Here is a 26,486-nt window from a genome sequence, read left to right as displayed (position 1 = left end):
GCGTTTCTTTTGGCACTATCGCTATCACCGTTACCACCACATAATGCGCAACGTCATCCACCGCCAACCAAGACCAGCACATGCCCCACACACATACATCCCGTTCCCTGAAACGTTTGTACGAACCCGACGCTTATCATGCCCCTGCCCTGCCCAAAAGCTTTTGGGCCGAAAGTGTTGGCCCTCTACCCGCTTGTCAAACCCTGCCCGACGGCGGCAACATCACAGCGGAAATAGCGGTTATCGGTGCCGGATATACCGGCCTTTCAGCCGCCCTCAAACTGGCCCAGGCCGGTCGGTCGGTTGTGGTACTGGATGCCGGACGCCCGGGATGGGGTGCATCGGGGCGCAATGGCGGGTTCTGCTGCCTTGGCGGATCAATGCTGTCATTTCATGCGCTGGCAAAACGGTTTGGCGAAGACGCAAGCCGCCAGTTTGCCCGCCACCAAATGGCGGCTATTGACCTCGCCGCACAACGCATTGACGCATGGGGGGCGGATGTTGATCGCCATTCAGTGGGCGAAATGGTATTGGCCCATAAAGAATCCCGCATAAAAGACCTGCATGAAGAAGCCCGGGAACTTAAATATTTTGCAGGCATTGAAACGACGTTTCACAACAAAGAATCGCTAACTGACATGGGCCTGCGTGTCTACGGCGTCGCCGGTGGCTTGCATGTCAAAGCCGGATTTGGCCTGCATCCCTATAAATATATTGCCGCACTGCATAAAGCCTGCCTCGCGGCAGGTGTTCAGATTTTTGAACAGGCCGAAATCGGCGCCATTACCGAAGATGCAACCGGGGTTACCCTACATCATCCACAGTGCAAAATAACCGCGCAACAGGCCATTATCGCAACAAACGGATATAGTGCTGAAAACATGCCACAATGGCTGGCAGGCCGGTTATTGCCGGTAATTTCCGGCATATTGGTAACACGCCCGTTAACCGATGGCGAACTGGCCGAACAGGGCTGGCAGAGCGATATGATGGCCTACGACACGCGCATTTTGCTGCATTATTTTCGCAAACTTCCCGACGGACGTTTCATGTTTGGCGGACGTGGCGGGTTAAGTGCCTCGCCCGAAGGTCAAATCAAGGCCCGCAAAGCCCTGGTAAAAGAGTTCCACAGCATGTTTCCCGCCTGGCAAAAGGTGGACATTACCCATCACTGGAATGGCCTTGTTTGTTTATCTCAATCGCGCCGTCCATTTGTCGGCCGGGTTGACGGGTATCAAAGGTTATGGGCATCGCTTGGTTATCACGGCAACGGTGTTGCCCTTGCCAGCTATGCCGGCGAAATGCTGGCAGACCTGATGACCGGCAAAATCAGCCAAAGCGATATTGGACCCGTCATGAGCATTCCGCCCCAAAAAATCCCGTTACCGGGATTACGCCGCCAATATCGCTGGCTGGCCTATGCGGCCTATGGGTTTCAGGATGCGTTTCTGTAAAAAAAGTCCGCCTGCCTTTGCGACAAAAAGTGACATATGTCATGTTTTAAATACATGTTGGGATTTATAAACGGACCGAGATTTAGACCTTGTCAAAAACAGAAGCGCGTAAATGACCAACACCCACACCGACGATGACGGCCTGTCGCATCAGGAACGCCGCGAACGGGCAACACAAAAAATCATGGACGAAACCGGCATCACGCCTCAGATGATCCATGATGTCGTGCATGGCTTTTATGCCAAAGTGCGGACTGACGCCGTTTTGGGGCCCATTTTCGAGCGTAGAATCGAGGACTGGGATCATCACCTGAATAACATGTGCCAGTTTTGGTCATCGGTCGCACTGGCAAGCGGGGCCTATTATGGGCGTCCGATGCAAAAACATATGCCCCTGCCGATTGACCGGCATCATTTTGATCGCTGGCTGGCCCTGTTTGCCGAGACATTATCGGAACTTTGCCCACCGGCGGCCGCAAATCATTTTATGGAACGGGCCTTGCGCATCGCCCAAAGCCTTGAGCTCGGCATTGCCGCACATAACGGCGTTATTCTGTCAAAGGGCGAAAGATACGATCCGGTATCAAAATGGCAGCCTGACTGATATTGCCCCAAAACACCGTTACGAAACCCGCTCCTCGTAAAAGCCCGCGTTGCGGATCGTTGCAAAGCGCGAACGGCTTACCGGCAGGATTGTGCCATCATCCATTTCAACAAACAGATTTCGCCCCTTTGAAACAAGCCGGTGAATGGCCGAACAGGCAACCCAGTGCGAACGGTGAATTTGCACCCCGTCCGCCGCACCCAGTTCCTTCAGCGCATCGGAAAAACGCAACAAAACCAGCGCATGTCCCAATCGTGTATAAACCTCGACATAATGATCGCTGGCTGAAAGGCGGATAATCTCCCGTCCAAGTTCGGCGGGCAAACGGCGCACCAGATCAGGCAAATCCGCCTCTGGTGCCGTAACAACAGTGTTACCAGGATTTGACTGCGGCGCCATATCCCGTGCCCGGCGATTAACAATACCGATAATTGCGGCAATCACTGTAACCGTCACAACGACACTGACAAACAAGCTCACCAGCGCGTCAGCACCGGGCAATTTTTGATCAATCAGTACCGTTAATCCGGCAAGCGATATAAAAACAAAAGGCGACGATAAAGCCCCTGCCAGCACGTAACGCACTATCGTCGAAAATCGCGAGCGCAGTATCCTGACCCAAACCAGGATACCAAGGGAAGCGACACCTGCACTGACACCGGCAAACAGCAGCCGCATCAAAAACAGCAAAACCATTTCTGACAGGGCTGTGTGAATGGAAATGTCATTCACCGTCCAAATAACCGATACCGCCCCGACAATTGCCAGAAAAGTCGGCGATTTTACAAGCTCGCGCCATCGACGAAGCGCGAACTGTACCTCGGTTCCACTCGCGAAAGCTCCCGCTCTTTTCACGCAAAATCCCTTGTTGATCGTAAAGCAGGCGCAAATATAGCCGCTCTTTCCTTTGCACATCAAGTTAAGGGCAATTTCACGATGACACTATTTTCCATCATCGCAGGCACCCCAACCTGGGTCTGGTTCCTGCTCGCCTTTCTGCTGTATCGTGGCTTAAAGGCCAGTCAACCCCGCACGACCTCGCTCTATGGACCACTGATCATGCCGGTCATCATGTTTGCGATCTCGCTGCAGTCTCATAGCACCCATTTTGCGATGCCCGGCACGATCGATTTTTTATGGCTTACCGCGCTGGGCGTTGGCGGGCTTGGCGGTGTACTGCTGGCCTCTCACACATCTATCAGTGTCGAACCGGGCCCGCCCGCCCGTATTCACATGCCGGGAAGCTGGGCCAGCCTGGTCCTGATCCTGATGATTTTCCTGACCCAGTACATATTTGGCGTGATTGATGCCACACAACCCGAATTGGCAAGTGACCCTGGTATTGAACTCGCCCAGGCCGTGCTGGCCGGGTTATTCAGCGGACTGTTTCTTGGCAGGGGCATTGGTCTTTTCATTTCTGCCAAAAAACTTCAAAAGGAAATTTTACCCAATCTAAAGAATAACATATGATAATTGCCGAAAAGCAAGCTGCACGGTAATCTCAACGCTGCGGTCCTTCAAATTAACCCGACCAGGGCGGAGAAATACCATGTGGCCAGCCGTGCTTCTTTTCATCCTGTTGATCGTCGGAACTATCGGCTACACCATCTACGGGTATCGCCGCCATCTTGAAAGCACGACGGGGCAAAAAATCGACCTGAAGGAACGCCCCAACAGCGCCCTTCTGATTATTGACCTTCAGGAAGATTTTACCAGGGCAACGGGTAAAAATGCCTATAACCCTGACCTTGTTGCAAAGACCATCTCGGCCATCAACGATCTGGTAACGCTTGCCAATCAAAATGGCCACCCGGTTATTTCAGTGCGACAGACTTTTTCAGGCTGGTACATGAACCTGCTGGTAAAGCTGTTTAACGAGGGTCGCGGAGGACCAAAATCCAAAGGGCTGGATATTGACACCCGGCTTGATGGCGACATTGACCACGATATTGTCAAATCCTGTGCCGATGCCTTTCGCGAACCGGAACTGGAAAAGGCTCTGGCCCAGCAAAAGGTCGGCAAACTGACAATTGTGGGTCTGGACGGAAATTATTGCGTTAACAGTACAATCAACGCTGCACTCAACCGCGGATATGACGTGGCATTCAGTGATGCGGCAACCCTGGCGATCAACCCGTCCAACTGGAACAAGGCAAAATCACACCTGTTGGCGCGCGGCGCACGCGATATCACGTCCGGCAACGTCGCGACCGGGCAACCTGAAAAAATGGCCCAGGGATAAAACACCCCGTAACCGCCTCACCGGCTGGTAATCAAAGACGATCACGCAATGAATACCAGGTCATCGCCAGCACCAGCAGCGGATAACGCAGGCTTTTCCCGCCCGGAAAACGTGGAACGGGAATATTCGCCATCACATCAAACCGTTCCATCGTCCCCGATACCGCATCGGCCATAATCTGCCCGGCCAGCGTTGCCATTGCCACACCATGACCGGAATACCCGCTGGCTGAAAACACCTTTGGTTCAACCCGGCGAAAATACGGCATCCGGTTCATGGTAATGGCAAGTGTTCCGCCCCAGCCATAGTCTATTTTTACATCGCGCAATTGCGGATACACTTCCAGCATATAAGGCTGAACGAAACTTTTGATGTCTTTGGGGAAATGATAGCTATAGGTCTCGCCACCGCCAAAAAGCATTCTTTTATCGGCACTTAGCCGATAATAGTTAATTACGAACTTTGAATCGGCCACCGCGACATCATCGCGGATCAATTCCCGCGCCAGATCATCGCCCAGCGGCTCCGTTGCAATAATAAAATTGTTGATCGGCATAACCCGGCGCGCCACCCGGTCGTCAAGCGCATCCAGATAGCCATTGCAGCCCAGCACCAGCATATCACCAGTAACCGTTTTACCGCCCTTGACCGACACCGTAACCTTTTCACCCGTTTCATAGCGGGTAACTTGGGCATTTTCATAAATGCGCACACCGGCCTTGCGCGCCGCATCCGCCAGGCCCAGGGCAAAATTCAGCGGATGTAAATGCCCCGCCCCCATATCAAGCGATCCGCCATGATAGAATTCCGACCCCACCATGTCGCGAATTTCATCGCGCCCGACAGATCGAAGCTGATCATAGCCATACTCATCGCGCAGCTTATCGACATATTCATGCGTGCCTTTGACAAACCGTTGACGATGATCGGCATGCAAAATGCCCGGCTTCCAGTCACAATCTATATTATGTCGTGAAATCAGCGACTTGACGATATCTTTGGATTGCTCGGCAATGTCCCACAATTTGCGGGCATCTTCCAGGCCAAGCATCTCTTCCAGTTCATCCTGTTCGCGCCGCTGACCAGAGCCCACCTGCCCGCCATTACGCCCCGATGCGCCCCATCCCACCCGGTGTGCTTCCAGCAGGATCACATCATAACCGCGTTCCGCCAAATGCAATGCCGAAGACAGGCCGGTAAAACCACCACCGATCACAACGACATCGCAGGTCGCATTTTCTGCAAGCGTTTCAAAACCCGCAACAGCATTGGCCGACGCAGCATAATATGATTCAGGATACGCACCCGACTTGTCATTGGCAGTCAGAAAATTCGGCGTAAACACGTATAACCTCGATATTGTGGAACGACCTCAAGTGTGCGGGATTTCCGCCTGAAGGCCAAGAAAACAAATCATTTTTTTGATGACAGGCTGAGCTTCAGGAAAGACCCGTCGTGACCTGCTCCACCAATCTGTGAGCTGTCTTGGTCGCAGCGCAACCGCCGCGCGCGGTACATCGCAAGTCCGGGTGCATCATATTACCAATCTTCACGGTTTGATCCACCAGTTCATCAAAGCCCAAAACCGCATCAAAACCGGCCATCACCGCCATTGCCGATGAATAGGCATGTGAAACCCCCGCCACATTGCGGGCGTGACAGGGAATTTCAACATCCCCGCCAACCGGGTCACAAACCAGCCCCAATGTATTCATCAGGCACATGCTGGCCGCATCAAAACACTGCGCCGCAGTGCCGCCAAAGGCCTGCACAACCCCTGCCGCCGCCATTGCCGCCGATGCACCGGTTTCCACCGAACACCCGCCGCATTCAGCCGCAAATGTTCCCCGTGCGGCAAAAACGGCACCAATCAGGGCCATGACCTGCAAGGCATCGGCCGCACCTTGCAGGTCAATACCATGTCGCACCAGCGCATAAAGCGTACCGGGCACAACACCGGCACTGCCCGCCGTCGGCGCGGCCACCACCAGTCCGCGGTTGGAATCCCGCTCCATTGCGGCAAGGGCCCCGGCAATGGCATCCTGCAACACCGCCCCGCCCACTCCAGCAGGCAGGTTGGCATCCCGTACTTTTCGGGCCCGCAAGGTTAAAAAGCGCATCACGCTCTCTTCCTCGCGGGCATTGAACCCCTCTTCAACAACCCGCAACATCAGTTCGGCACGTTCGATAAACAATTGGCGTGTCGCCTCGCATGACAGGCCCAATCTGTGTGCTTCCAGGCTCAGGGCCGTTTGTGCCAGTGATCCGTTATGGGCGGGTACCCGGTCCAGAACACCCTCCGTTGTTGAAAACAGGTCCTCCGTTGCACAAACCGGATATTGTGCCGCATCGGCAACCATCACCCGCGAAACCCCCGGCAATGCCTCTATTTTCGCAAGAACGTTCGGGCTTGGAACAGACTGCAACGCCACCTCGAACCGGTTCAATGGTTGATCGACAACATTACCAATGCAGGCGCGTTCCCATCCCAGCAAACGGTTATCCATCGCCGCAATCCGCCTCAGGTCAGCCTCGATACTTTTCCCATCACGGGCATAGACAAAGATGACTGCCGTTTTGCCGGTCAGATACACATCCTCGCCATTCATGCGGTCGATATAAAACATACCGCCCCCAATCGACGCGCCCTGATATATATCCGTGCGCAAGCACCCATCCTTTTCACGTACCGACAGGGCCATATCAACGCGGTTGGGGTGGTTATTACGCTCAAGTTCTGTAACCGTAACGGAAAAGGCAAAACCCTGCCCGGCAGAAACGCGGCCCAATACAGCACGAAAGTCCGGGTCGATCAGGTCCAAACCGGCAAGCCCGGCAGCAAAATTTTCATCCGTGCTTTGCGCCTTGTAAACCGGTGCAAACGATCCGCGCGGGTTAAACCGGATGTCGGCCTGTTCAATCACCTCGCCTTGCGACGTGGATAAGGCCCGCACAAGACGGCCCATCATGTAAGGTGCCGCACAATGCGAACTGGACGGCCCCCGCATCACCGGACCGACAACCGAATTCAACAGACTGATTTCCTGCATGGTTCTCCTCCGGCTTTCCAATTGCATAAAATATGCTTCATCATTGCGGCAAATGGCAGAAAACGCAATGTGGCCTTTGAAACCGGCAATCCACGCAAAATAAAAAGGCCGAAAGCCCGTTTCAGGCTTCCGGCCCTATAAGGCGTTGTAAAAACAGCTTATCGCTGGCGCGTTTCCCATTCGGGATGGACCCAGAACGGCGCATCTGACGGCGGCAAAGCCTGCCCGCGAATAATATCAGCCGCCTTTTCCCCAATCATAACGGTGGGGGCGTTCAAATTGCCCGACGCAATGGTCGGCATGATCGAACTGTCAACAACGCGCAACCCCTCGATACCATGCACACGGGTTTCACCATCCACAACCGACATATCGTCACTTCCCATCTTGCACGAACAGGAGGGATGATAGGCACTTTCGGTATGTTGGGCGACCCAGGCATCAATTTCGGCATCGCTTTGCACATCCTTGCCCGGCGCAATTTCACCGCCACGCAAATCCTTAAACGCATCCTGGGCGAAAATTTCGCGGGTCAGGCGTACCGATGCCCGCATTTCTTCCCAGTCTTCCGGGTGGCTCATATAATTGGGGTCTACAATCGGGCGATCGGCCGGGTTGGCCGATGCCAACCGCACCGTCCCGCGCGATTTGGAACGCATTGGCCCGACATGCGCCTGAAAACCGTCATTTTCCGCCGCGCCCGAACCATTATAGTTAATGGCAGCCGGCAGAAAATGATACTGAATGTCAGGATGCTGCACCCCGGCGCGCGACCGAATAAAGCCACCGGCTTCAAAATGGTTGGTGGCGCCAAGACCGGTTTTAAACAGATACCATTCCAAACCGACTTTGAATTTGCCCCACGGGTTCAGCACACGATGCAGGCTGACCGGCTGGGTGCATTCCTGCTGAACATACAGTTCAAGATGATCCTGCAAATTCTCGCCCACCCCGGGCAGGTCCTGAACCACCGGGATGTCGTGTTCTCGCAAATGGGCTGCCGGACCAATACCGGATAGCATCAACAATTTTGGCGAATTGATCGACCCGCCCGAGACAATCACCTCGCGGTCCACCATTGCCTGCAGGATCCCGCCCTTATGCTGGTATTCCAGGCCAATTGCGCGTTTGCCATCAAACAGAATACGCAGGGCAAGGGCCTTGTCATGTACCGTCAGGTTGGGCCGTTTCATGGCAGGGCGCAAATAGGCCCGGCTGGTGGACCAGCGACGGCCTTTATAAACCGTCATATCCATCGTCCCGACACCTTCCTGGCAATAGCCATTCTGGTCCGGCGTTACCGGATAACCGGCCTGTTCACCCGCCTTGATCCAGGCTTTATAAAGCGGATTTTTGCACGCGCCAGTGGTGACATGCAACGGCCCGTCTCCACCGTGATAATTATCTCCCGCCCGGTCTTCATTCCGGGTATTGGCCCGGCGGAAATAAGGCAAACAATGCGCGTAATCCCAATGCGCCAGCCCCGGGTCGCTGGCCCAGCGATTATAATCCAGTGCATGGCCGCGCACATAGGCCATGCCGTTAATTGAACTGGACCCGCCATACACCCGCCCACGCGGGGTTTCCATGCGGCGATTATTCAAATTCTTTTGCGGTGTCGTCCAATAGGCCCAGTTATAACGCTCCGACTGCATGGGATAGGACAGGGCTGTCGGCATATGAATGCGCCAGTCCCATAAATGGTCCACCGGCCCGGCCTCAATCACCAGGACGCTCACATTGCGGTCTTCTGTCAAACGATTGGCCAGAACAGCCCCGGCAGACCCGGAACCGACAATCACGTAATCATAGGTATCGCTGGCTGATGGTTTCATTTTTTAACCTCAGAAGCTTTTATCTGATAAAGACGAAAATGGTGCAAATTGCGCTCAATATGGCGGGGGTACATCACCAGTTTCGACATAAACCGATTTCACCCGGGTATAATGCTCGATGGCGGCCCGGCTGTTTTCCCGCCCAACACCCGATTTCTTCACCCCGCCAAACGGCATTTCGATCGGTGTGATATTATAGGTATTAATCCAGCAGGTTCCGGCCTCAAGCTCTGCAACAACACGATGCCCGCGCGAAAGATCACGGGTAAAGACACCCGCCGCCAGGCCATATTCCGTGGCATTGGCCCGGCGAATGGCCTCTTCTTCGGTTTTAAAGGTCAGAACCGACATCACCGGGCCAAAAATTTCCTCACGCACAATGGTCATATCATCGCTGCAATCGGCAAAAACGGTGGGTGCAACAAACAATCCTCCCTCCGGCATCCCTTCGGTTACAGCATGACCGCCAAGAACAACCGTCGCCCCTTCTTTTTTGCCAAGCTCGATATAGGACATGACCTTGTCAAACTGTGCTTTGGTCACAATCGGGCCAACCTGGGTTTCAGGCTTTTCCGGGTCGCCCAAAACCAGGTCTTTGCTACGTTCAACCAGCTTGGCCAAAAACGCGTCTTTCACCGATTCATGAACAAAAACCCGCGTCCCGTTAGAGCAAATCTGCCCCGACGAATAAAAATTCGCCATCTGCGCACCTGAAACGGCATTCTCCAGATCGGCATCTTCAAACACGATCATTGGCGATTTGCCGCCCAGTTCCATTGTCACGGCTTTCATACCACCTGCCGCGACCGATGCCACCTTTGCCCCCGTTTCGGCGGAACCGGTTAGCGAAACTTTATCCACCCCCGGATGTTCTACAAGCGACGCCCCGCATTCGCGTGCACCCTGCACCACATTATAAACACCATCTGGCAAGCCTGCTTCCTGCAGGGCCTGGGCCACGGCAATCGCCGAAAGCGGGGTCACTTCGGATGGTTTGTAAACAACCGCATTGCCACAGGCGAGCGCCGGTGCCGCCTTCCAGCTTGCAATCTGGATCGGGTAATTCCAGGCACCAATGGCGGCACACACACCCACCGGTTCACGGCGGGTATAGGCAAAATTACCGGCAAGGTCGATATGCTCCCCCGAAATGTTGCCTGCCACACCGGCGAAATATTCCAGGCATTCCACGGCTGAAACCACGTCTACGATTTCAGTTTCCTGAATGGCGCGGCCGGTATCACGGGTTTCAAGCAGGGCCAGTTCGTCATTGCGCTCACGCAAAATCTGCGCGGCGCGAAACAGCACGCGCGCCCGCTCCGCCGCGGGTGTTGCCTTCCAAAGTGCAAGGCCCTTGCGCGCTGCCTTGACCGCCGCATCCACATCAGAAGCCGTGCTTTCGTTGCCCGATGCCAAAACCTTGTTGGTCGCCGGGTTGAGCGTTACCATTTCCGCACCGCTACCCTTTTGCAACTTGCCATCGATAAAATTGCTGATCTGATAAAGGCTCATGTCAAAACTCCTGTTGGCGCCGCACAAACCGGGGCGCTCAAAATGTCGTCAATTCAATTACGCTGCCGCCGCATCAAGGCGAAGTCGGATGGTATCAAGCACCATTTTACGGGCCGCCGCGACATTGACCTGCCGGGAAGAAAGCCCTGAACGCACCCATATGCCGTCAATCATGGCGGCAATAACCTCGGCAATTTCGTCGGCCTTGCGGTCGCTGGTCAGTGCGCGCAATTCATGGCGCAAATTGGACGCAAGCCTGCGAAAATAAACGGTATTTAACCGCCGCAAAGCATCCGAAAACGGCACTTGCGCCCAAAAGGACAGCCACGCCACCGTTACCTGCGGGGTAAACTGTTCCTCGTTGAAATTGGTATTCACAATCGCTTCCAAACGCTCCATCGGCGTTTGGCACTGCGATACCCGCGCCAGAAAATCCGCGCGCAATTCCTGCATCAGAAACAACATCGTTGCCTCCAGCAGGGCATTTTTACCGCCGAAATAGTGCGAAATGATGCCAGACGACATTCCCGCCTTGCCGGCAATCCGGCTGATGGTGGCATCAGCAAAACCAAACTGGTGAATGGTCGCAATCGTCGCATCAATAAGTTGCCTGCGGCGGACAGGCTGCATTCCAACCTTGGGCATTCCGGTATCCAAAACTTGCAATCAGAAGCGATAAAAAAACAGCAAAACGGTTTTTTCCGCTTGGCAATTGACCTGTAAAGAATATGATGTATTTTAATTGAACATTCAATCAATAAAAACAGGTGAGGCCGTTACCCATTCTCAAAGCGCAGAATTCTGCGTGCTTTCGGCTATCTGGCTTGCCTGTTTGAATTAATTCCGGCCTGCAATACCGCATTTATTGCAGTTCTGGACGAGTATTGGCGCACAGACCGTTGATGTTCGTCTGGCTTCCGGAACCGAGACTCTGTTGCCGCATGTGGCAACAGTATCCGCAAGGTCCATACAAGGGAGAACCAGAAACATGACTTGTCGTAAATCCATTACCCGCCTTGTGTGCAGCACCATGCTTGCCGGTGCCGCACTGCTGGCGTCAACTGCCGCGCAGGCGGCCGTATCCGACGCCTGTAAAACCGTTACCTTTTCCGATGTCGGCTGGACGGACATAACATCCACCACCGCCACTGCCTCGGTGCTGCTTGATGCGCTGGGCTATAAAACAGATACCGAGCTTCTTTCCGTGCCTGTCACCTATACCAGCCTGAAAAACGGTGATGTTGATGTCTTTCTTGGCAACTGGATGCCCACCATGTCCGCCGACATCAAACCCTATCTGGATGATGGTTCGGTTGAAAAACTCAAGGCCAATCTCGAAGGTGCAAAATACACCCTCGCCGTGAGCAAGGCTGCTTATGATGCGGGCCTTAAAAGCTTTCAGGACATTGCCAAATTCAAGGACCAGCTTGATGGCAAAATTTACGGTATTGAACCGGGTAATGATGGCAACCGCCTGATTCAGGAGATGATCGACAAAAACCAGTTCGGCCTTGGGGATTTTGAACTGGTCGAATCCTCCGAACAGGGCATGTTGGCCCAGGTAAAACGCAAAACCTCACGCGATAAATTCATCGTCTTTCTGGGCTGGGAACCGCACCCGATGAATGCCAAATACGACATGAAATATCTCTCTGGCGGTGACGATGTTTTTGGCCCCAATTACGGCGGTGCTACGGTTTATACCAATGTGCGCAAGGGGTATCTCCAGGATTGTCCGAATGCCGGGAAATTCATCGACAATCTGAAATTCACCCTGGATATGGAAAACCAGATCATGGATTCCATCCTCAATAAAAACGAACAGCCACAAAAAGCCGCCACCGACTGGATCAAGGCAAATCCCGATGCGGTTTATGCCTGGCTGGATGGTGTCACCACGGTTGATGGCGGGGATGCCAAGGCCGCCGTCAAAGAAAAGTTCGGCTTCTAAGCGTCACTATCATGCGATGACAACACACCCTGCCCCGGTTTTCCGTGGGCAGGGAAAGTGCCAAAGGCAACGGAACCTGACAATGCCAATGCCTATGCCAGGCACACGGACTTCACGCATTCTTCTTTGCCCGTGACAAAGGCAATCCGCACGATACGCGCCACCGGGGTCAAAAGCTGGACACAGCCGTTCAAGGTCTTGGAAGAACGCGCACACATACACATTCATTCATATTGCTGGAATTTATCTCATGGAATGGCTCACGGAAATCAAGATTCCGCTGGGGAGCTGGATCGCATCCCTGATGGACGCCCTGAATGCTCATGCCGACTTTGTTTTTTATGCCATCTCGGATGCGCTGGGTTTCGTCATCGATCATACCGTTGATGCACTGGTGTGGTTACATCCGCTCGTCATTATTGCATTCTTCGCCGGTTTGGCGATCTGGCTGCATAAATCCTGGAAACTGGCGACCTTCACGGTTCTTTCGCTGCTGCTGATCGTCAATCTTGGCTATTGGGAAGCCACGATGGAAACACTGGCAATGGTGTTTTACGCCACCCTGATCTGTATGCTGATCGGTGTTCCGCTTGGCGTCGCATCGGCCCATCGCCCGTGGCTGTATCATGCCCTGCGCCCGATACTGGACCTGATGCAGACCATCCCGACATTTGTCTATCTGATCCCGACCCTGATCCTGTTTGGTCTGGGGGTCGTGCCAGGTCTGATTTCAACCGTCATCTTTTCCATCGCCGCCCCGGTTCGCCTCACCCAGCTTGGCATCGCCTCGACCCCCAAAGCCCTGATCGAGGCGGGCAAAAGCTTTGGCAGCACCCCGCGACAGCTTTTATTCAAGGTCGAACTGCCCTCCGCCATGCCTTCCATCATGGCAGGCTTGACCCAGTGCATCATGCTGTCGCTGTCGATGGTGGTGATTTCGGCCCTTGTCGGGGCGGATGGCCTGGGTAAACCGGTGGTACGCGCCCTTAACACCGTCAATATCGCCCAGGGCTTTGAAGCCGGGCTTGCCATCGTCATTCTGGCCATCGTCCTGGACCGGATTTGCCGCCGCGACAACAATAAGGGGCAATAACATGACCAATGCCATCGAATTCGACAATGTTGACGTTATTTTTGGCGATCGCCAGCAAGAGGCCCTGACCCTGCTTGACCAGGGCAAAAACCGTTCGCAAATCCAGGAGGCCACCAACAATATCCTGGGTGTTGCGGGTGTTAACTTTAACGTTGCCCAGGGCGAAATATGCGTCCTAATGGGGCTTTCGGGCTCCGGCAAGTCATCGCTGTTGCGCTGTGTAAACGGCCTTAATACCGTCTCGCGCGGTTCATTGCGGGTCCGTCATGGCGACGGAAAACAGATGACGGATGTCACAAGTTGCGACGCCCAGGCCCTGCGCACCCTGCGCCGGGAACATGTGGCAATGGTATTCCAGCAATTCGCCCTGCTGCCCTGGCGCACCGTTGCCGAAAATGTCGGCTTCGGACTGGAGCTGCGCGGGATGAATGCCAAACAGCGCAACGAAATCGTGCATGAAAAACTGGCGTTGGTCGGGCTGGATGAATGGGCCTCAAAATACGCCCACGAGCTTTCGGGTGGTATGCAGCAGCGCGTTGGCCTCGCCCGTGCCTTTGCCACCGACGCCCCCATTCTTCTCATGGACGAACCGTTTTCAGCCCTTGATCCACTTATTCGCAACCGCCTGCAGGACGAACTGCTCGATTTGCAGGAAAAGCTGAACAAAACCATCCTGTTTGTCAGTCACGACCTGGATGAAGCGATGAAACTGGGCAATTCCATTGCCATCATGGAAGGCGGTTATGTGGTGCAACATGGCACACCAGAAGATATCGCCCTGCGCCCGGCTAATGATTATGTTGCCGATTTTGTCGCCCATATGAACCCGGTCAATATCTTGCGGGCCCGGGCAATTATGCAGCGCGCCACAACCGACATGCGCAATGGATCCGGTGAATTTGCCATCGACGATGAAGAAATCAGACTGGTTATTGAAAATGGCGTGGTCCAATCGGCACATAACGCGGACCATCAGCAACTGAAGCTGGTTTCCTATGATGGTACCCTGCCCGATACGCATGGCCCGGCCAATAACGCGGTTATTTTTGTTGCCGAGGATACCATCCTGCTAAAACATCTGATCGAAATTCGCGAAATCACACAAAACCCGGTGATCCTGACCCGCGAAAACCGCATTTCCGGTACATTGGGCCGCCGCGAATTCTTCGCCAGCCTCACCCAAACCGCCTCCAGTGGTGATTAACCCCGCTGGCATATAAATTTTCACAAAGGCGGCCTGCTTTTTATCCGGGCCGCCTTTTTCCTGCGTTGTAGCAAAACGTTAATTACCCGCCGGTAACAGGTGGAAACAGAGCAATTTCGCGCGCTTCGCCAATCACGTCATCCAGGTGGGCAAATTCCTGATCCAGCGCCACACGCACCAAGGCAGGGTCATTCAGTGCGGCGGCATAGTTTTCCCCCTGCGAGGGCATCCATGCCAGCAGGTCAGCAACAGTGCGAATATCAGCTGGCAACTCCAGCGTTTCTTCGGCCTTGCCAATACGGTCCTTGACCCAGGCAAAATAAACAAACTTCATCGTCATTCCGGTCTTGGTTTAAGTGTTACCAATATGCTCGCGCAATGCCCTGTTTCACACAAGACGCAATCGATTACGAATAAATAAAATAGCCATCCGGTGCCGCCGCAAGGCGTGACGTCAGATTATCAATAAAAAAGCGTTCCGCCCGCCCCAGTGACATGCGCGGATTGGTCACAAGATAAATATCAATGGCAGGTGGTGCCTCGTAAGGCGGTAATTGCCACAATACTCCCCGATCCAGCGCACTTTTCACCACATGAATGGGCAGCGGCCCAATGCCAAGCCCGGCATTGATCAACCGACGGACTTCCTCCAGATGCGGGCTGGTGGCAATCACCTTTCCCTTCATACCTTCGCGTGCGCGCAAAACCGCGACCGGGGCCAGGGCATCCGACAACTGGTCGGTTGAAAACGACACAAAGGCTTCATGGCGCAAATCGGCCAACGTTACATCCTGGCGACCAAAAAGATGATGCGTCGGCCCGCAGAAAAACCCGAAATGCTCGCGATAAAGCCTGCGATAGTCCAGCCGTGGATGTTGTTCATTCACCAGGCAAATGCCGAAACTGGCCTGTTGTGACAAAACCTGGCTTACAACATGGGAAGATGTCGCCACGTTAATTTCATAGGTTACATGCGGATGCTGGCGGTTAAATTCAAACAAAGCATCATCAAGCGGCGGAAACACCACATGGCTTGCCATCCATAAATGCAAATGCCCCGTCAACTGGCTGCCACTATCTTGCATGACATCGGACAATCGCCCGATCGCCCCACAAATTTCGCGGCATTCGTGATAAAGCGCCAAGCCCTGTTCCGTCACCTCAAACCGGCCGCGTTCACGGTCGATCAGGCGCGCGCCAATCTGGTCTTCCAGACGTTTCAGGGCATTACTAACGCTGGGCTGGCGCAACAATAACCTGTTTGCCGCCCCGGTAATGGACCGTTCCTCGACAATCACTGTGAAAGTATGCAGCAAATTCCAGTCAAATCTGCGCTTGGAAATATCTTCCATAGCCCCCTCATAGCTATCCGCTATGAGTTATATTCTACTTATCTATTTGCGCTATAGGCAAGCTTAAGGTGGAATAACGTCAGTATGGAAACCGGCAAAACAGATTGCCCGGCATAAAAAGCCAACAAAACAATATTCCTTTATGCCGCATAAACGGGAGGCCCACATGGCCGCTGGTGTCGCAAGGGCGCAAAAACACGCCCCGTGGATACTGCTTTCGCCATCACTGGTGACGATCGGATTTTTGCTGATCATACCGATGATGTTTATCGTGGTTTATTCCTTCTGGCTGCGCACGGCAACCGGCGCCGACCAGGTCGGGTTTTACCTGGATAACTGGCAGGAAGTCCTGTCCGACCGGTTTTATCGCGACATCCTGCTGCAAACCCTGAAAATCGCCTTTTTCACCACCATCATTTGTGCCGTCGTCGGCTATATTCCGGCTTATTTTGTCGCCAATACCAAAATGCGGTCAAAAACATTCCTGCTGATCATGCTGATGTTACCGTTCTGGATCAGCTACATCATCCGCACCATGTCCTGGATCAATATTCTCGGTACATCGGGTGCGATAAATGGCCTTTTACTGTGGGTTGGCATCATCGATAGCCCGCTGAATATGCTCTATAACCAGACAACGGTTATCCTCGGCCTGGTGCATTATCTGCTGCCTTTCATGATTTTGAATGTCTATGTCAGCCTCGAAGGCATTGACAAAAACCTGACCGAGGCCGCCGAAAGCCTGGGGTGCAACGGTTTTCAGGCCTTCCGCGAGGTTACATTGCCCCTTTCCTTTCCCGGTCTGGCGGCGGGGTCGCTTCTGTGTTTCGTGCTGGCATCTGGCACCTACATCACACCACTTATCCTCGGCGGCCCGCGTGATGCGATGTTTGCCAATCTGGTCTTTGAAGCCATCATCACACAATTGAACTGGCCGCTGGGCTCCGCCCTGTCACTGGTTCTTCTGGTTCTGCTGGGGGCACTGGTCGTAATTTACACCCGCTATCTTGGCGTGGATCAAATCGCCAAAAGTTTCCGGTAAGGGGGATTCATCATGACAAATGGCTGGTCCCTGATCCGCATCGCAACCATTCTGGTTTATCTGTTTTTGTTTGCCCCCGTTGCCGTGGTTATTTTGTTGGCCTTCAATGCCAACCAGTTTGGCAGTTTCCCGATCGAGGGCTTCTCCCTGCGCTGGTTTGACTCCCTGTTGCACAACGATGCCATTGTCAGGGCGTTTAAAACCTCATTGCTCCTGGGCATCCTGACCAGTGCGATTTCCACCACCATTGGCACAATGGCCGCCGTTGCAATGGTGCGTTACGATTTCCCCGGCAAAAAGGCCATTTCCAGCCTGTTAATCGCCCCGATTCTGATCCCCGAAGTGGTTCTGGCTGTTGCCCTGTTGCTGTTCCTGCAATTTTTAGCCCTGCCCAAAAGTTTTGGCCTGCTGTTAATGGGCCATGTGGTTTTCACCCTGCCCTTTGTGCTGCTGGTGGTGCAGGCACGGCTGGTTTCCATTCGCCGCGATGTCGAAGAAGCCGCCATGAGCCTGGGGGCCACGCCAATCCAGACCTTTTTTGAAATCACCCTGCCGCTGATGCTGCCTGCGGTGATGGCCGGGATGCTGTTTTCCTTCACCATTTCGTTTGACGACATTACCGGCACCCTTTTCTGGAAACCGGGTGGTGTTGAAACCGTCCCCACGCAAATTTTCGCCATGCTGCGCAATTCCATCAGCCCGGAAATCAATGCCCTTGGCGCTGTCATGGTGATTTTTACCGTGGCAATGCCCCTTGTTGCCACCGCCATTGCCCGGCGCGTTTCCGCCGCCCGCATCAAGGCCAGCAAAGCAAAATAACAAAACGGGTACACCCGTCACACAACACAACAAAAAGACAAAACCAAAAATATCAAACCTTTATCAGGAGGCTTAACCAATGGATGATACAAAACGTTATGAACGCCTGCTAAGCCGTTATAAAAATGGCGATATTAACCGTCGTACCTTTTTAACCGTTCTCGGTGCTGCCGGGGCCGCGGCGGGTATCATCGGCGGACCAATGGGCATGCTGGTCAAATCGGCCAAGGCGGCAACCCCGGAACAGGTCCGTTTTGACGGCTGGGGGGGTGTGGTTTCCGAAGCCTTTGAAAAATACGCCTTTGAACCCTATACCAAAAAAACCGGCATCAAGGTGGTTTCGGGCACCTTTGGCGGGGCCGACGAATATCTGGCGCGGGTTAAATCCAGCCAGCCGGGTGAATTTAACCTCGCCCATCTTTCCGGCGTGTTCGATTACGCCCGCTATCATGGTTTGGGTCTTAGCTCCGAACTCAACGAAGCCAATATCCCCAATCTTAAAACGGTGATTACCAGTCTGATCGAACCGCTTCGCAAAATCTCGGACGGTAAACTTTCGGCTGTGCCCTACGATTATGGCACCACCGGCATTGCCTATAATCGCAAACATATCAGCGATGACGAAGCCCGGGCCAAAGGGGCCAAGCTGATGATTGATGACGCCTATAAAGGCAAAATCGGCGGCTGGGCGGAATGGAAAACCCGCATCTGGTATGGCGCCCTGCAATCAGACCAGGATCCCAATAACATTGGCGATATGGAAGCGGTATGGGACATGATCCGTAAAAACCGTGACCTTGTCCTGAAATACTGGACCTCCGGGGCGGAGCTGATGAGCCTGCTGGCCGAAGAGGAAATTTACGTCACCGAAGGCTGGTCGGGCCGTATTCGCGCCCTTCAGGATCAGGGGCATGACATTGGCTATTATGATCCCAAAGGCGGCCTGGGCTGGCAGGAATGTATTTTTGTTCTGAAAGGAAGCCCGATGGCGGCCTGTGAAGAACTGCTCAATTTCATGCTCGAACCCGAAGTCGCCATTGCCGTGGCCGAAGGGCAGTTCTACCCGCCTGCACTGGACCCGAAAAAGGTGGAACTGGGCAAAATCATTCCGACCCTTCCGGCATTTGACCCCAGCGGCACCCTTGATGGGCTTAGCTTCTTTGATCCGGCTTACTGGAACAAGAACGAGGCCGAGTGGTCCAAAAAATTCTCGCGGGTACAGCGCGGTTATTAAACCCGCCCCGCCAGACAACCCGGCTTTGCCAATATCTCCCCAAGGTGGGCCGGGTTGTTTGAAAACCAATGACAAAGGTTTGAAAACATGGCCGAACGCCAGCATGCCGTTGAATTGCGCAATGTCGTAAAACGATATGGCGAATTTACCGCCGTTAAAAAAATGGACCTGACCGTTCCTGAAAACAGCTTTGTCACGTTTTTGGGGCCATCGGGATGTGGCAAGACCACCACCCTGCGCATGATTGCGGGTCTGACCGACATTACCGAAGGTGACCTTGTGATCCGGGACCGGCGGGTCAATGACCTGCCCATCCATAAACGCAATCTGGGGCTGGTTTTTCAAAATTATGCGCTTTTTCCGCACAAAACCATTTTTGACAATATCGCCTTTGGTTTGAAATACCGCAATGTCAACAAGGCCGACATTGCGCAAAAGGTTAAATCCGCCCTTGATCTGGTGCAGTTGCCCCATGTAGCGGACCGCTACCCCAACCAGCTTTCCGGCGGGCAGCAACAGCGCATTGCCCTGGCCCGCGCAATCGTTATCGAACCCGATGTATTGCTGCTTGATGAGCCCCTGTCAGCCCTTGATGCGAACCTGCGCGAAGAAATGCGTGTCGAGCTGAAACGCATTCAACGCGAATTGGGCGTTGCCACCATTTTTGTCACCCATGACCAGTCCGAAGCCCTGGCAATGTCAGACAAACTGGTGGTGATGAAAGACGGCATTGTTGAACAGGAAGGCCAACCGGAAGACGTTTACAACAACCCGTCATCGGCCTTCGTTGCCGATTTTCTGGGCCATTCCAACATCTTTGCCGGGACATTGGCCGAGCCCTCAGGTGAAACAGCACCGGTACAACTTGAGGGCGGCACCACCCTTAAGACCACCATCCACCAAATCGAACGGGTCAACCGCCAGCAAAATATCCGTGCTGTCATTCGCGCGGAAAAAATTATGGTCTCCACCAATCAAAACCCAACCTCAAACGATAGCACCAGCATCCCCGGTCGCATCAAAACCGTGGATTACCTGGGGCAAATGGCCCGCTATTTCATCACTGCCGAAGGCCAGGACTGGCAGGTCATCAACCCGATTGACCAGCATCCCTTTGGCGAGGGTGCCGATATTTTCATGCACATTCCTGCACGTAACTGTGTGTTGTTACCCGGTCATCACGACTGACCGGTTTTAGAAAGCCCCACGAAATGACCCATGAAATCACAAAAACCGGGCATAACCGGGAATCCAGACTATTCTATCAAAGCCGGTCGCGCCGCCCGGTGATCGACCATGCCAAAGGCGTGTATATGTGGGATGTGAACGGCCAGCGTTACATCGATGCGTCCAGCGGTGCAATGGTCAGCAATATCGGCCATAGTGACCCGCGTGTTCTTGCCGCCATGCAGGCGCAAATGGAACGGGCGACCTTTGCCTATCGCCTGCATTTTGAAAATGATGCTGCCGAAACTTTGGCCTGGCGCCTCGCGGAACGTGCGCCGGGCGATCTGGAACGCGTGTTTTTTGTTTCCGGCGGGTCAGAGGCCGTTGAAAGCTGTCTGAAACTGGCACGTCAATATACACTTGCCATCGGACAGGCCCAGCGCAGCAAGGTCATTTCACGCTTTCCCAGCTATCATGGCTCAACGCTTGGCGCACTGGCGATCACCGGCTATACGCCCATGCACGCCCCCTTTGCGCCGATGATGGTCGATCAACCCAAAATCCCGGCCCCTACCTGCTATCTCGACCGCGATGACCTGAGCAATCATGACCGCGGCCTTAAATATGCAAACATGCTGGAGGCCGAAATCCTGCGTCAGGGGCCGGAAACCGTGCTGGCCTTTATCATGGAACCCGTTGGTGGGGCTGCCACCGGCGCCCTTGTTGCCCCTGACAGCTATTACCAGCGCATTCGCGACATATGCGACCAATATGGCGTGTTGTTGATCTATGACGAGGTCATGACAGGGGCCGGACGCACCGGCACATATTTTGCTGCCGAACACTGGAACATCGTGCCCGATATTCTGGCCGTATCAAAAGGACTGGCCGCCGGTTACGCCCCGCTGGGTGCCATGATTGCCCCGGACCGGATCGTCAGCCCCGTGCTGGATCATGGCGGCTTTATTCATGGCTACACCTATGCGGGCAATCCGATTGCCTGTGCGGCGGGCAATGCCGTGCTTGACGTGATTGAACAGGACGGGCTTTTGGAAAATGCCGCGTCATCGGGCATGGCCCTGAAGGCAGAACTGACCAAACTGATGGCGTCATTCCCCTTCATCGGCGATGTGCGTGGCAAGGGCCTGTTGCTGGCCCTGGAGCTGGTCGCCAATCGCAACACGATGGAACCCATTGCGCCCCAACATATGGCTGCAGCAAGGCTGGTCGATATTGCCTATGACAAGGGGCTGATCATTTACTGGCGGCGTACACGCGGTGGCTATCGTGGCGATCACATCATGGTCTGCCCGCCCCTGACCATCACGCCCGATCAGCTTGGCGATATTCTGGATCCGTTGCGCAATGCCCTGACCCAGCTTGAAAGTGAACTCAAACAGGCGGGAGCAATTTGATATGGCCCATAAAGTCATTATCACCTGTGCCATTACCGGTTCGGTTCATACCCCGTCCATGAGCCCGTATTTGCCCATCACACCCGATGAAATTGCCGAACAGGCCATTGCCGCCGCCCATGAAGGGGCCGCCATTTTGCACCTTCATGCCCGCGACCCCAAAACCGGTTTTCCCGCCCCGGACCCGGAACTTTTCAGGCAATTTTTACCCAAAATCCGCGCGGCGACCGATGCGGTGGTCAATATTTCGACCGGCGGCGGCATGACCATGACGGTCGATGATCGCATCCGTGCAGCGCAAACCACATCGCCGGAAATGGCGTCGCTTAACCTTGGCAGCATGAATTTTGGCCTGTTTCCGGCATTAAAGCGCAAAACCGAATGGCAGCATGACTGGGAGCCGGACTTCCTCGAAAGCAGCCGGGATTTCATATTTAGAAATACGTTTTCAGATATAGAAACAATCCTGTCGCAACTGGGCGAAGCCAATGGCACCCGCTTTGAATTTGAATGTTATGATGTCGGCCATCTTTATACCCTGGCCCATTTCATTGATCGCGGGCTGGTCAAAGGCCCGGTCTTTCTACAATTCGTACTGGGTGTTTTGGGCGGCATCGGCGCCGACCCGGAAAACCTGATGCACATGAAGGCCACCGCAGACCGGCTTTTTGGCGATCAATACCGTTTTTCCGTTTTGGGTGTCGGCCGGGCACAAATGCCCTTTGCCGCCATGTCGGCGGGTATGGGCGGGCATGTGCGGGTTGGTTTGGAGGACAACCTTTATATCCGCAAGGGCGAACTGGCGCGCAGCAATGCCCAACAGGTTAAAAAAGTTCGCGACATTTTAACCGGCCTGAACCTTGACATCGCCACACCGGACGAAGCCCGCGAGATGCTGGGCCTCAAGGGATATGACAAAGTCGGGTTTTAGCCTGGCTCCCTTGTTTTATTCCACCCCGAGCGCCACCACCAAACGACCAAGGAAAGAGCGGCAAATGATGCAGGCCTATTTTTCACCCGATCAAATATTGCATCACGGTCAAACCTTTCTGGTTGGCGGTGAGCGCAAACCGATTCCCGAAGTACCGGAACGGGCCGAAATCCTGAAGTCAGCCCTGGATAAACTGTCAATCACGCCCCAAAACCCTGGTGATTTTGGCCTTGCCCCGCTGGCAAAGGTCCATTCGCCCGAATATTTGCTGTTTTTGGAAACCATTCATGACGAATGGCGCGCCAGCGGCGGGGCCGAAATGGTCATTCCGCACATTCACCCGTTTGATCGCACCGGCACCTATCCCGCCACGGCGGCAGGCAAAGCGGGCTTTCACCTCGGCGATACATCCTGCCCCATATCGGCCGCAACATGGCAATCCGCCCGGGCCAGCGCCAATTGCGCCGTTGCCGCTGCCTGCGATGTGCGCGATGGAAACGCCGATTTTACTTATGCTCTGTGCCGTCCGCCCGGCCATCATGCCAGCCGCGATATTGCGGGCGGGTTTTGTTATCTCAATAATTCGGCCATTGCCGCGACGCAATTGCGCGAACGGTTTGACCGTGTCGCGATCCTGGATATCGACCTGCATCATGGCAATGGCACGCAACACATTTTTTATGACCGTGACGACGTATTCACCCTGTCCATCCATGCCGATCCGACCGGTTTTTATCCGTTTTACTGGGGCCACGCCCATGAACGCGGAACGGGCCGCGGCACAGGATATAACCGCAATTTCCCCCTGGCCCTTGGCAATGGTGATCATGCGTTTCTGGCCGCGCTGGATGATGCACTCACACTGATTGGCACATATGCCCCCGGTGCCCTTGTGGTCGCCTGCGGCCTGGATGCGTCTGGCGATGATCCATTTGGCGGGCTGAATGTCTCCACCTCCGGATTTGGCAAAATCGCCCGTAAAATCAGCTTGATCGGCCTGCCCACCGTGATAGTTCAGGAAGGTGGATATGTCAGCCCGACCCTGGGTGACAACCTTGTTCAGTTCCTTGGAAGCTTTGCGGAGGCACGATCATGACTTCAGCCGACATCATCATCATCGGCGGTGGAATTGCCGGAATGTCTGCAGCATATTTTCTGGCGCAGAAGGGCAAAAAAGTCATCGTGCTGGAACGCGAGGACCAGCCGGGCTATCACAGCACCGGTCGCTCGGCCGCGCTTTATAGCGAAACTTACGGCCCGAAAATCATTCGTAAAATGTCCACGGCCAGCCGGTCCTTTTTCCTGGCCCCGCCTGACGGTTTTACCGACCATCCCATTCTCACCCCGCGTGGCATGCTGATTGTGGCAATGCCTGGCGAAGAAACAAAACTGGACGAACTTCTAACCGAAGGTCGCGCCAATGGTGCGGATGTTCAGGCGCTGACACCGGATCAAATCGGCGCGTTGATCCCGATTATTGATACCCGGCAGTTTATTGGCGGCGCGCTGGAACCCGCGGCAATGGATATTGATGTTCATGCCCTGCATTGGGGCTTTATCCGCCAGTTCAAAAAGATGAATGGCGATATTGTCACCCGCGCCCATGTCGACAAAATGGAAAAAACCGGCGATAACTGGGTCATCACCACTTACCGCAACGATCAATTCACAGCCCCGGTCGTTATCAATGCTGCCGGCGCCTGGGTTGATGAAATTGCCAGCACGGCAAATGTCGCCCCACTTGGCATTACCCCCAAACGCCGCACGGCAGTGATGGTGGACCTTCCCGCTGGCATCAATGCCGAAAAATGGCCCATGACCGCCACCATCGACGAAGGCCTGTATTTCAAACCCGATGCCGGGCGATTGCTGGTCTCCCCCGCCGATGCCACACCAACCACCCCGCAAGACATCCAGCCCGAAGAACTCGATGTGGCGATTACCATTGACCGGCTTGTGACCATGACCAGTCTGAATGTCGGCCGACCCGGTGAAAGCTGGGCCGGGTTGCGCAGTTTCTTTGCCGATGGTGACCCGGTATCGGGCTTTGATCCGGCACAGACCGGCTTTTACTGGCTGGCCGGACAAGGCGGTTATGGCATTCAAACCGCCCCGGCAATGGGCGAATTCGCCGCCTGCATGATTTGCGGTGAAGATGTACCCGGGCATATGAAAAAACTGGGCATCACACAAGAAGCCCTCTCCCCCACTCGGCCCGGCCTTGCCGCAAAAACGATAGAGCCGGATTCATGACAGCAACCGACAAAACCCGTTCAAAACTGCGCCAAGCCGTCCATGCCCGGCGCGATCAGATTTTGAGCGACCTTGGCGAACTGGTCGCCCATCCAAGCCTGCTGGGCAGCGAACACAGTGCGCAGCAATGGATGGCACAAAAATATCAGTCGATGGGGCTAAACGTTGAAAAGGTTGCGATTGATGTTGAGAAACTGCGCGACAAACCCGGCTTTTCACCGCCCGTGATTGAAAGCTATGATGGCCGCGAAAATATTGTTGGCCTGTATCAGCCGCAAAAACAGACCGGCAAAAGCCTGATTTTGAACGGGCATATTGATGTTGTCCCAACCGGCCCGGCGGAACTGTGGCAACAACCACCTTTTACCCCGCATGTCATCAGCGATTGGTTCTATGGCCGGGGTGCAGGCGATATGAAAGCAGGGCTTATTGCCAGTTGCCATGCCTTCGAGGCCCTCTGTGATGCCAACCTTATGCCTGCCGCACCAATCATATTCCAATCCGTGGTCGAGGAAGAATGCACCGGTAACGGTGCCCTGGCCTGCCTGCATGCAGGGTACCGTGCCGATTGCGCCATCATCCCCGAACCGTTTAATCAAACCCTGATGACCGCGCAATTGGGTGTGATGTGGTTTCAGCTAACCGTTACCGGCAGCCCCGCCCATGTGCTCGATACATCGGCAGGCAGCAATGCGATCGAGGCCGCCTATGGCTTTTTTGACACCCTGAAGGAAGTTGAAGAGATTTGGAACCAGCCGGACCACCGGCACGCGGCCTATGGAGCGCACCACCATCCGGTCAATTTCAATCTGGGCAAAATATCGGGCGGGGAATGGGCATCCACCGTGCCACCCGTTTGCCAGGCCGATATTCGCATTGGCTTTTATCCCTTTATGGACCTGGCAAAAATTCACACAATCATCGAGGACATTGCGCAATCGGCCCGTGACAATCATCCGGCGTGCAAGGGTGCCACCTTTGACATCACCTGGCGCGGTTTTCAGGCCGAGGGATGCGTGATGGATGAAAACCACCCCATGATGCAAACCATTGGCCGCCTGCACCGGGAAGTCACCGGAAATACGATAAAAAATTACGCCTCAACCGCAACAACCGATGCCCGTTTTTTCCAGATCTATGGCAATATCCCTGCCACATGTTACGGGCCAAAGGCAGAACGCATTCATGGCATTGATGAACGGGTGTCGATTTCGTCGCTCATGCAAGTGACCGAAGTCCTGGCGCTGTTTATGACTGACTGGTGCGCAATAACGTCGCGGTCCTGAACCGCCCCTTAAATCTTATGATCTTATAATCTTATAAACGGA

At 54.3% G+C, this 26,486-nt stretch carries 24 protein-coding genes; 16 read left to right on the top strand and 8 right to left on the bottom strand.

Features of this window, described 5'->3' with window-relative positions; translation table 11 throughout:
- The first annotated feature begins 80 nt into the window (after positions 1-80).
- Both TH25_RS05025 and TH25_RS05020 read left to right on the top strand, forming a co-directional pair.
- The gene (locus TH25_RS05025; protein WP_114087343.1) at positions 81-1,454 is read left to right on the top strand and encodes an NAD(P)/FAD-dependent oxidoreductase; all 1,374 of its coding nucleotides are present in this window, start codon (positions 81-83) and stop codon (positions 1,452-1,454) included.
- A gap of 112 nt (positions 1,455-1,566) precedes the next feature.
- Positions 1,567-2,058 carry a group III truncated hemoglobin gene (locus TH25_RS05020; protein WP_114087342.1) on the top strand — a complete coding sequence of 164 codons (492 nt, stop codon included), beginning with the start codon at positions 1,567-1,569 and terminating at the stop codon, positions 2,056-2,058.
- 18 nt (positions 2,059-2,076) lie between these two features.
- Here TH25_RS05020 and TH25_RS05015 read toward each other — a convergent pair whose 3' ends face one another.
- Complete coding sequence (locus TH25_RS05015; RefSeq protein WP_181847421.1) at positions 2,077-2,913, bottom strand: LytTR family DNA-binding domain-containing protein; 837 nt, start codon at positions 2,911-2,913, stop codon at positions 2,077-2,079.
- 81 nt (positions 2,914-2,994) lie between these two features.
- Here TH25_RS05015 and TH25_RS05010 point away from each other — a divergent pair, with 81 nt between their 5' ends.
- Together TH25_RS05010 and TH25_RS05005 are read left to right on the top strand one after the other, a co-directional pair.
- Positions 2,995-3,528: a DUF6622 family protein gene (locus TH25_RS05010; RefSeq protein ID WP_114087340.1), complete on the top strand. Its 534-nt coding sequence runs from the start codon at positions 2,995-2,997 to the stop codon at positions 3,526-3,528.
- Positions 3,529-3,607: 79 nt separating this feature from the next.
- Complete coding sequence (locus TH25_RS05005) at positions 3,608-4,300, top strand: cysteine hydrolase family protein (protein WP_114087339.1); 693 nt, start codon at positions 3,608-3,610, stop codon at positions 4,298-4,300.
- A gap of 31 nt (positions 4,301-4,331) precedes the next feature.
- Here TH25_RS05005 and TH25_RS05000 read toward each other — a convergent pair whose 3' ends face one another.
- The 5 genes from TH25_RS05000 to betI form a co-directional block, all read right to left on the bottom strand.
- The gene (locus TH25_RS05000) at positions 4,332-5,645 is read right to left on the bottom strand and encodes an NAD(P)/FAD-dependent oxidoreductase (RefSeq protein WP_114087338.1); all 1,314 of its coding nucleotides are present in this window, start codon (positions 5,643-5,645) and stop codon (positions 4,332-4,334) included.
- A gap of 94 nt (positions 5,646-5,739) precedes the next feature.
- A complete protein-coding gene (locus TH25_RS04995) occupies positions 5,740-7,350 on the bottom strand; it encodes an L-serine ammonia-lyase, iron-sulfur-dependent, subunit alpha (RefSeq protein ID WP_114087337.1) in 1,611 nt (536 codons plus the stop codon).
- A 158-nt stretch (positions 7,351-7,508) separates the two neighbouring features.
- Entirely contained in the window at positions 7,509-9,185 is a 1,677-nt protein-coding gene (gene betA, locus TH25_RS04990) for a choline dehydrogenase (RefSeq protein WP_114087336.1), read from the bottom strand.
- Between the two features lie 54 nt (positions 9,186-9,239).
- Positions 9,240-10,697: a betaine-aldehyde dehydrogenase gene (gene betB, locus TH25_RS04985; RefSeq protein WP_114087335.1), complete on the bottom strand. Its 1,458-nt coding sequence runs from the start codon at positions 10,695-10,697 to the stop codon at positions 9,240-9,242.
- Between the two features lie 57 nt (positions 10,698-10,754).
- A complete protein-coding gene (betI, locus tag TH25_RS04980; RefSeq protein WP_114087334.1) occupies positions 10,755-11,342 on the bottom strand; it encodes a choline-binding transcriptional repressor BetI in 588 nt (195 codons plus the stop codon).
- A 343-nt stretch (positions 11,343-11,685) separates the two neighbouring features.
- On the opposite strand from betI, the gene TH25_RS04975 reads away from it, so the two are divergent.
- The 3 genes from TH25_RS04975 to choV all read left to right on the top strand — a co-directional run bounded on the left by TH25_RS04975 (position 11,686) and on the right by choV (position 14,945).
- Positions 11,686-12,648, top strand: coding sequence for a choline ABC transporter substrate-binding protein (locus TH25_RS04975; RefSeq protein ID WP_114087333.1), 963 nt, complete (start codon positions 11,686-11,688; stop codon positions 12,646-12,648).
- Between the two features lie 250 nt (positions 12,649-12,898).
- A complete protein-coding gene (choW, locus tag TH25_RS04970; protein ID WP_114087332.1) occupies positions 12,899-13,741 on the top strand; it encodes a choline ABC transporter permease subunit in 843 nt (280 codons plus the stop codon).
- A 1-nt stretch (position 13,742) separates the two neighbouring features.
- The gene (gene choV / locus TH25_RS04965) at positions 13,743-14,945 is read left to right on the top strand and encodes a choline ABC transporter ATP-binding protein (RefSeq protein ID WP_114087331.1); all 1,203 of its coding nucleotides are present in this window, start codon (positions 13,743-13,745) and stop codon (positions 14,943-14,945) included.
- A gap of 82 nt (positions 14,946-15,027) precedes the next feature.
- Here the strand turns inward: choV and moaD are convergent, their stop codons facing one another.
- Positions 15,028-15,279, bottom strand: a complete 252-nt coding sequence (gene moaD / locus TH25_RS04960; protein WP_114087330.1) for a molybdopterin converting factor subunit 1 — start codon at positions 15,277-15,279, stop codon at positions 15,028-15,030.
- A gap of 73 nt (positions 15,280-15,352) precedes the next feature.
- Complete coding sequence (locus tag TH25_RS04955; RefSeq protein ID WP_114087329.1) at positions 15,353-16,297, bottom strand: LysR family transcriptional regulator; 945 nt, start codon at positions 16,295-16,297, stop codon at positions 15,353-15,355.
- 166 nt (positions 16,298-16,463) lie between these two features.
- Here TH25_RS04955 and TH25_RS04950 point away from each other — a divergent pair, with 166 nt between their 5' ends.
- The 9 genes from TH25_RS04950 (at position 16,464) to TH25_RS04910 (ending at position 26,444) form a co-directional block, all read left to right on the top strand.
- Positions 16,464-17,339: an ABC transporter permease gene (locus tag TH25_RS04950; protein WP_114087328.1), complete on the top strand. Its 876-nt coding sequence runs from the start codon at positions 16,464-16,466 to the stop codon at positions 17,337-17,339.
- A gap of 12 nt (positions 17,340-17,351) precedes the next feature.
- On the top strand, positions 17,352-18,158 hold the full coding sequence (locus tag TH25_RS04945; protein ID WP_114087327.1) for an ABC transporter permease: 807 nt from the start codon (positions 17,352-17,354) through the stop codon (positions 18,156-18,158).
- A gap of 79 nt (positions 18,159-18,237) precedes the next feature.
- Entirely contained in the window at positions 18,238-19,392 is a 1,155-nt protein-coding gene (locus TH25_RS04940; RefSeq protein ID WP_114087326.1) for an extracellular solute-binding protein, read from the top strand.
- An 87-nt stretch (positions 19,393-19,479) separates the two neighbouring features.
- Positions 19,480-20,580, top strand: coding sequence for an ABC transporter ATP-binding protein (locus TH25_RS04935; RefSeq protein ID WP_114087325.1), 1,101 nt, complete (start codon positions 19,480-19,482; stop codon positions 20,578-20,580).
- Positions 20,581-20,603: 23 nt separating this feature from the next.
- Positions 20,604-21,974: an aminotransferase family protein gene (locus TH25_RS04930; RefSeq protein ID WP_114087324.1), complete on the top strand. Its 1,371-nt coding sequence runs from the start codon at positions 20,604-20,606 to the stop codon at positions 21,972-21,974.
- A 1-nt stretch (position 21,975) separates the two neighbouring features.
- Positions 21,976-22,905 carry a 3,5-dioxohexanoate:acetyl-CoA acetone transferase gene (gene kce, locus TH25_RS04925; protein WP_114087323.1) on the top strand — a complete coding sequence of 310 codons (930 nt, stop codon included), beginning with the start codon at positions 21,976-21,978 and terminating at the stop codon, positions 22,903-22,905.
- Positions 22,906-22,969: 64 nt separating this feature from the next.
- Positions 22,970-24,001, top strand: coding sequence for a histone deacetylase family protein (locus tag TH25_RS04920; RefSeq protein ID WP_220151345.1), 1,032 nt, complete (start codon positions 22,970-22,972; stop codon positions 23,999-24,001).
- On the top strand, positions 23,998-25,158 hold the full coding sequence (locus TH25_RS04915; RefSeq protein ID WP_114087322.1) for an NAD(P)/FAD-dependent oxidoreductase: 1,161 nt from the start codon (positions 23,998-24,000) through the stop codon (positions 25,156-25,158). Before TH25_RS04920 ends, TH25_RS04915 begins: the two co-directional genes overlap by 4 nt.
- Positions 25,155-26,444 carry a M20 family metallopeptidase gene (locus TH25_RS04910; RefSeq protein ID WP_114087321.1) on the top strand — a complete coding sequence of 430 codons (1,290 nt, stop codon included), beginning with the start codon at positions 25,155-25,157 and terminating at the stop codon, positions 26,442-26,444. Before TH25_RS04915 ends, TH25_RS04910 begins: the two co-directional genes overlap by 4 nt.
- Positions 26,445-26,486 lie beyond the last annotated feature (42 nt).

Source organism: Thalassospira profundimaris (assembly GCF_003326755.1).
Classification (GTDB): domain Bacteria; phylum Pseudomonadota; class Alphaproteobacteria; order Rhodospirillales; family Thalassospiraceae; genus Thalassospira; species Thalassospira profundimaris_B.
The sequence above is the reverse complement of the archived record's forward strand: the minus strand, read 5'-3'. Positions and strand labels throughout refer to the sequence as shown.

Excerpts from the sequence above, each read along its gene's own strand:
- TH25_RS04995 (WP_114087337.1), bottom strand. The coding sequence starts at position 7,350 with ATGCAGGAAATCAGTCTGTTGAATTCGGTTGTCGGTCCGGTGATGCGG.
- betA (WP_114087336.1), bottom strand. The coding sequence starts at position 9,185 with ATGAAACCATCAGCCAGCGATACCTATGATTACGTGATTGTCGGTTCC.
- TH25_RS04935 (WP_114087325.1), top strand. The coding sequence starts at position 19,480 with ATGGCCGAACGCCAGCATGCCGTTGAATTGCGCAATGTCGTAAAACGA.
- betI (WP_114087334.1), bottom strand. The coding sequence starts at position 11,342 with ATGCCCAAGGTTGGAATGCAGCCTGTCCGCCGCAGGCAACTTATTGAT.
- moaD (WP_114087330.1), bottom strand. The coding sequence starts at position 15,279 with ATGAAGTTTGTTTATTTTGCCTGGGTCAAGGACCGTATTGGCAAGGCC.
- TH25_RS05010 (WP_114087340.1), top strand. The coding sequence starts at position 2,995 with ATGACACTATTTTCCATCATCGCAGGCACCCCAACCTGGGTCTGGTTC.
- TH25_RS04955 (WP_114087329.1), bottom strand. The coding sequence starts at position 16,297 with ATGGAAGATATTTCCAAGCGCAGATTTGACTGGAATTTGCTGCATACT.
- TH25_RS05005 (WP_114087339.1), top strand. The coding sequence starts at position 3,608 with ATGTGGCCAGCCGTGCTTCTTTTCATCCTGTTGATCGTCGGAACTATC.
- TH25_RS04945 (WP_114087327.1), top strand. The coding sequence starts at position 17,352 with ATGACAAATGGCTGGTCCCTGATCCGCATCGCAACCATTCTGGTTTAT.
- TH25_RS04930 (WP_114087324.1), top strand. The coding sequence starts at position 20,604 with ATGACCCATGAAATCACAAAAACCGGGCATAACCGGGAATCCAGACTA.
- TH25_RS04975 (WP_114087333.1), top strand. The coding sequence starts at position 11,686 with ATGACTTGTCGTAAATCCATTACCCGCCTTGTGTGCAGCACCATGCTT.
- TH25_RS04915 (WP_114087322.1), top strand. The coding sequence starts at position 23,998 with ATGACTTCAGCCGACATCATCATCATCGGCGGTGGAATTGCCGGAATG.
- TH25_RS05020 (WP_114087342.1), top strand. The coding sequence starts at position 1,567 with ATGACCAACACCCACACCGACGATGACGGCCTGTCGCATCAGGAACGC.
- TH25_RS05025 (WP_114087343.1), top strand. The coding sequence starts at position 81 with ATGCCCCACACACATACATCCCGTTCCCTGAAACGTTTGTACGAACCC.
- TH25_RS04920 (WP_220151345.1), top strand. The coding sequence starts at position 22,970 with ATGATGCAGGCCTATTTTTCACCCGATCAAATATTGCATCACGGTCAA.
- TH25_RS04940 (WP_114087326.1), top strand. The coding sequence starts at position 18,238 with ATGGATGATACAAAACGTTATGAACGCCTGCTAAGCCGTTATAAAAAT.
- betB (WP_114087335.1), bottom strand. The coding sequence starts at position 10,697 with ATGAGCCTTTATCAGATCAGCAATTTTATCGATGGCAAGTTGCAAAAG.
- choV (WP_114087331.1), top strand. The coding sequence starts at position 13,743 with ATGACCAATGCCATCGAATTCGACAATGTTGACGTTATTTTTGGCGAT.
- TH25_RS04950 (WP_114087328.1), top strand. The coding sequence starts at position 16,464 with ATGGCCGCTGGTGTCGCAAGGGCGCAAAAACACGCCCCGTGGATACTG.
- kce (WP_114087323.1), top strand. The coding sequence starts at position 21,976 with ATGGCCCATAAAGTCATTATCACCTGTGCCATTACCGGTTCGGTTCAT.
- choW (WP_114087332.1), top strand. The coding sequence starts at position 12,899 with ATGGAATGGCTCACGGAAATCAAGATTCCGCTGGGGAGCTGGATCGCA.
- TH25_RS04910 (WP_114087321.1), top strand. The coding sequence starts at position 25,155 with ATGACAGCAACCGACAAAACCCGTTCAAAACTGCGCCAAGCCGTCCAT.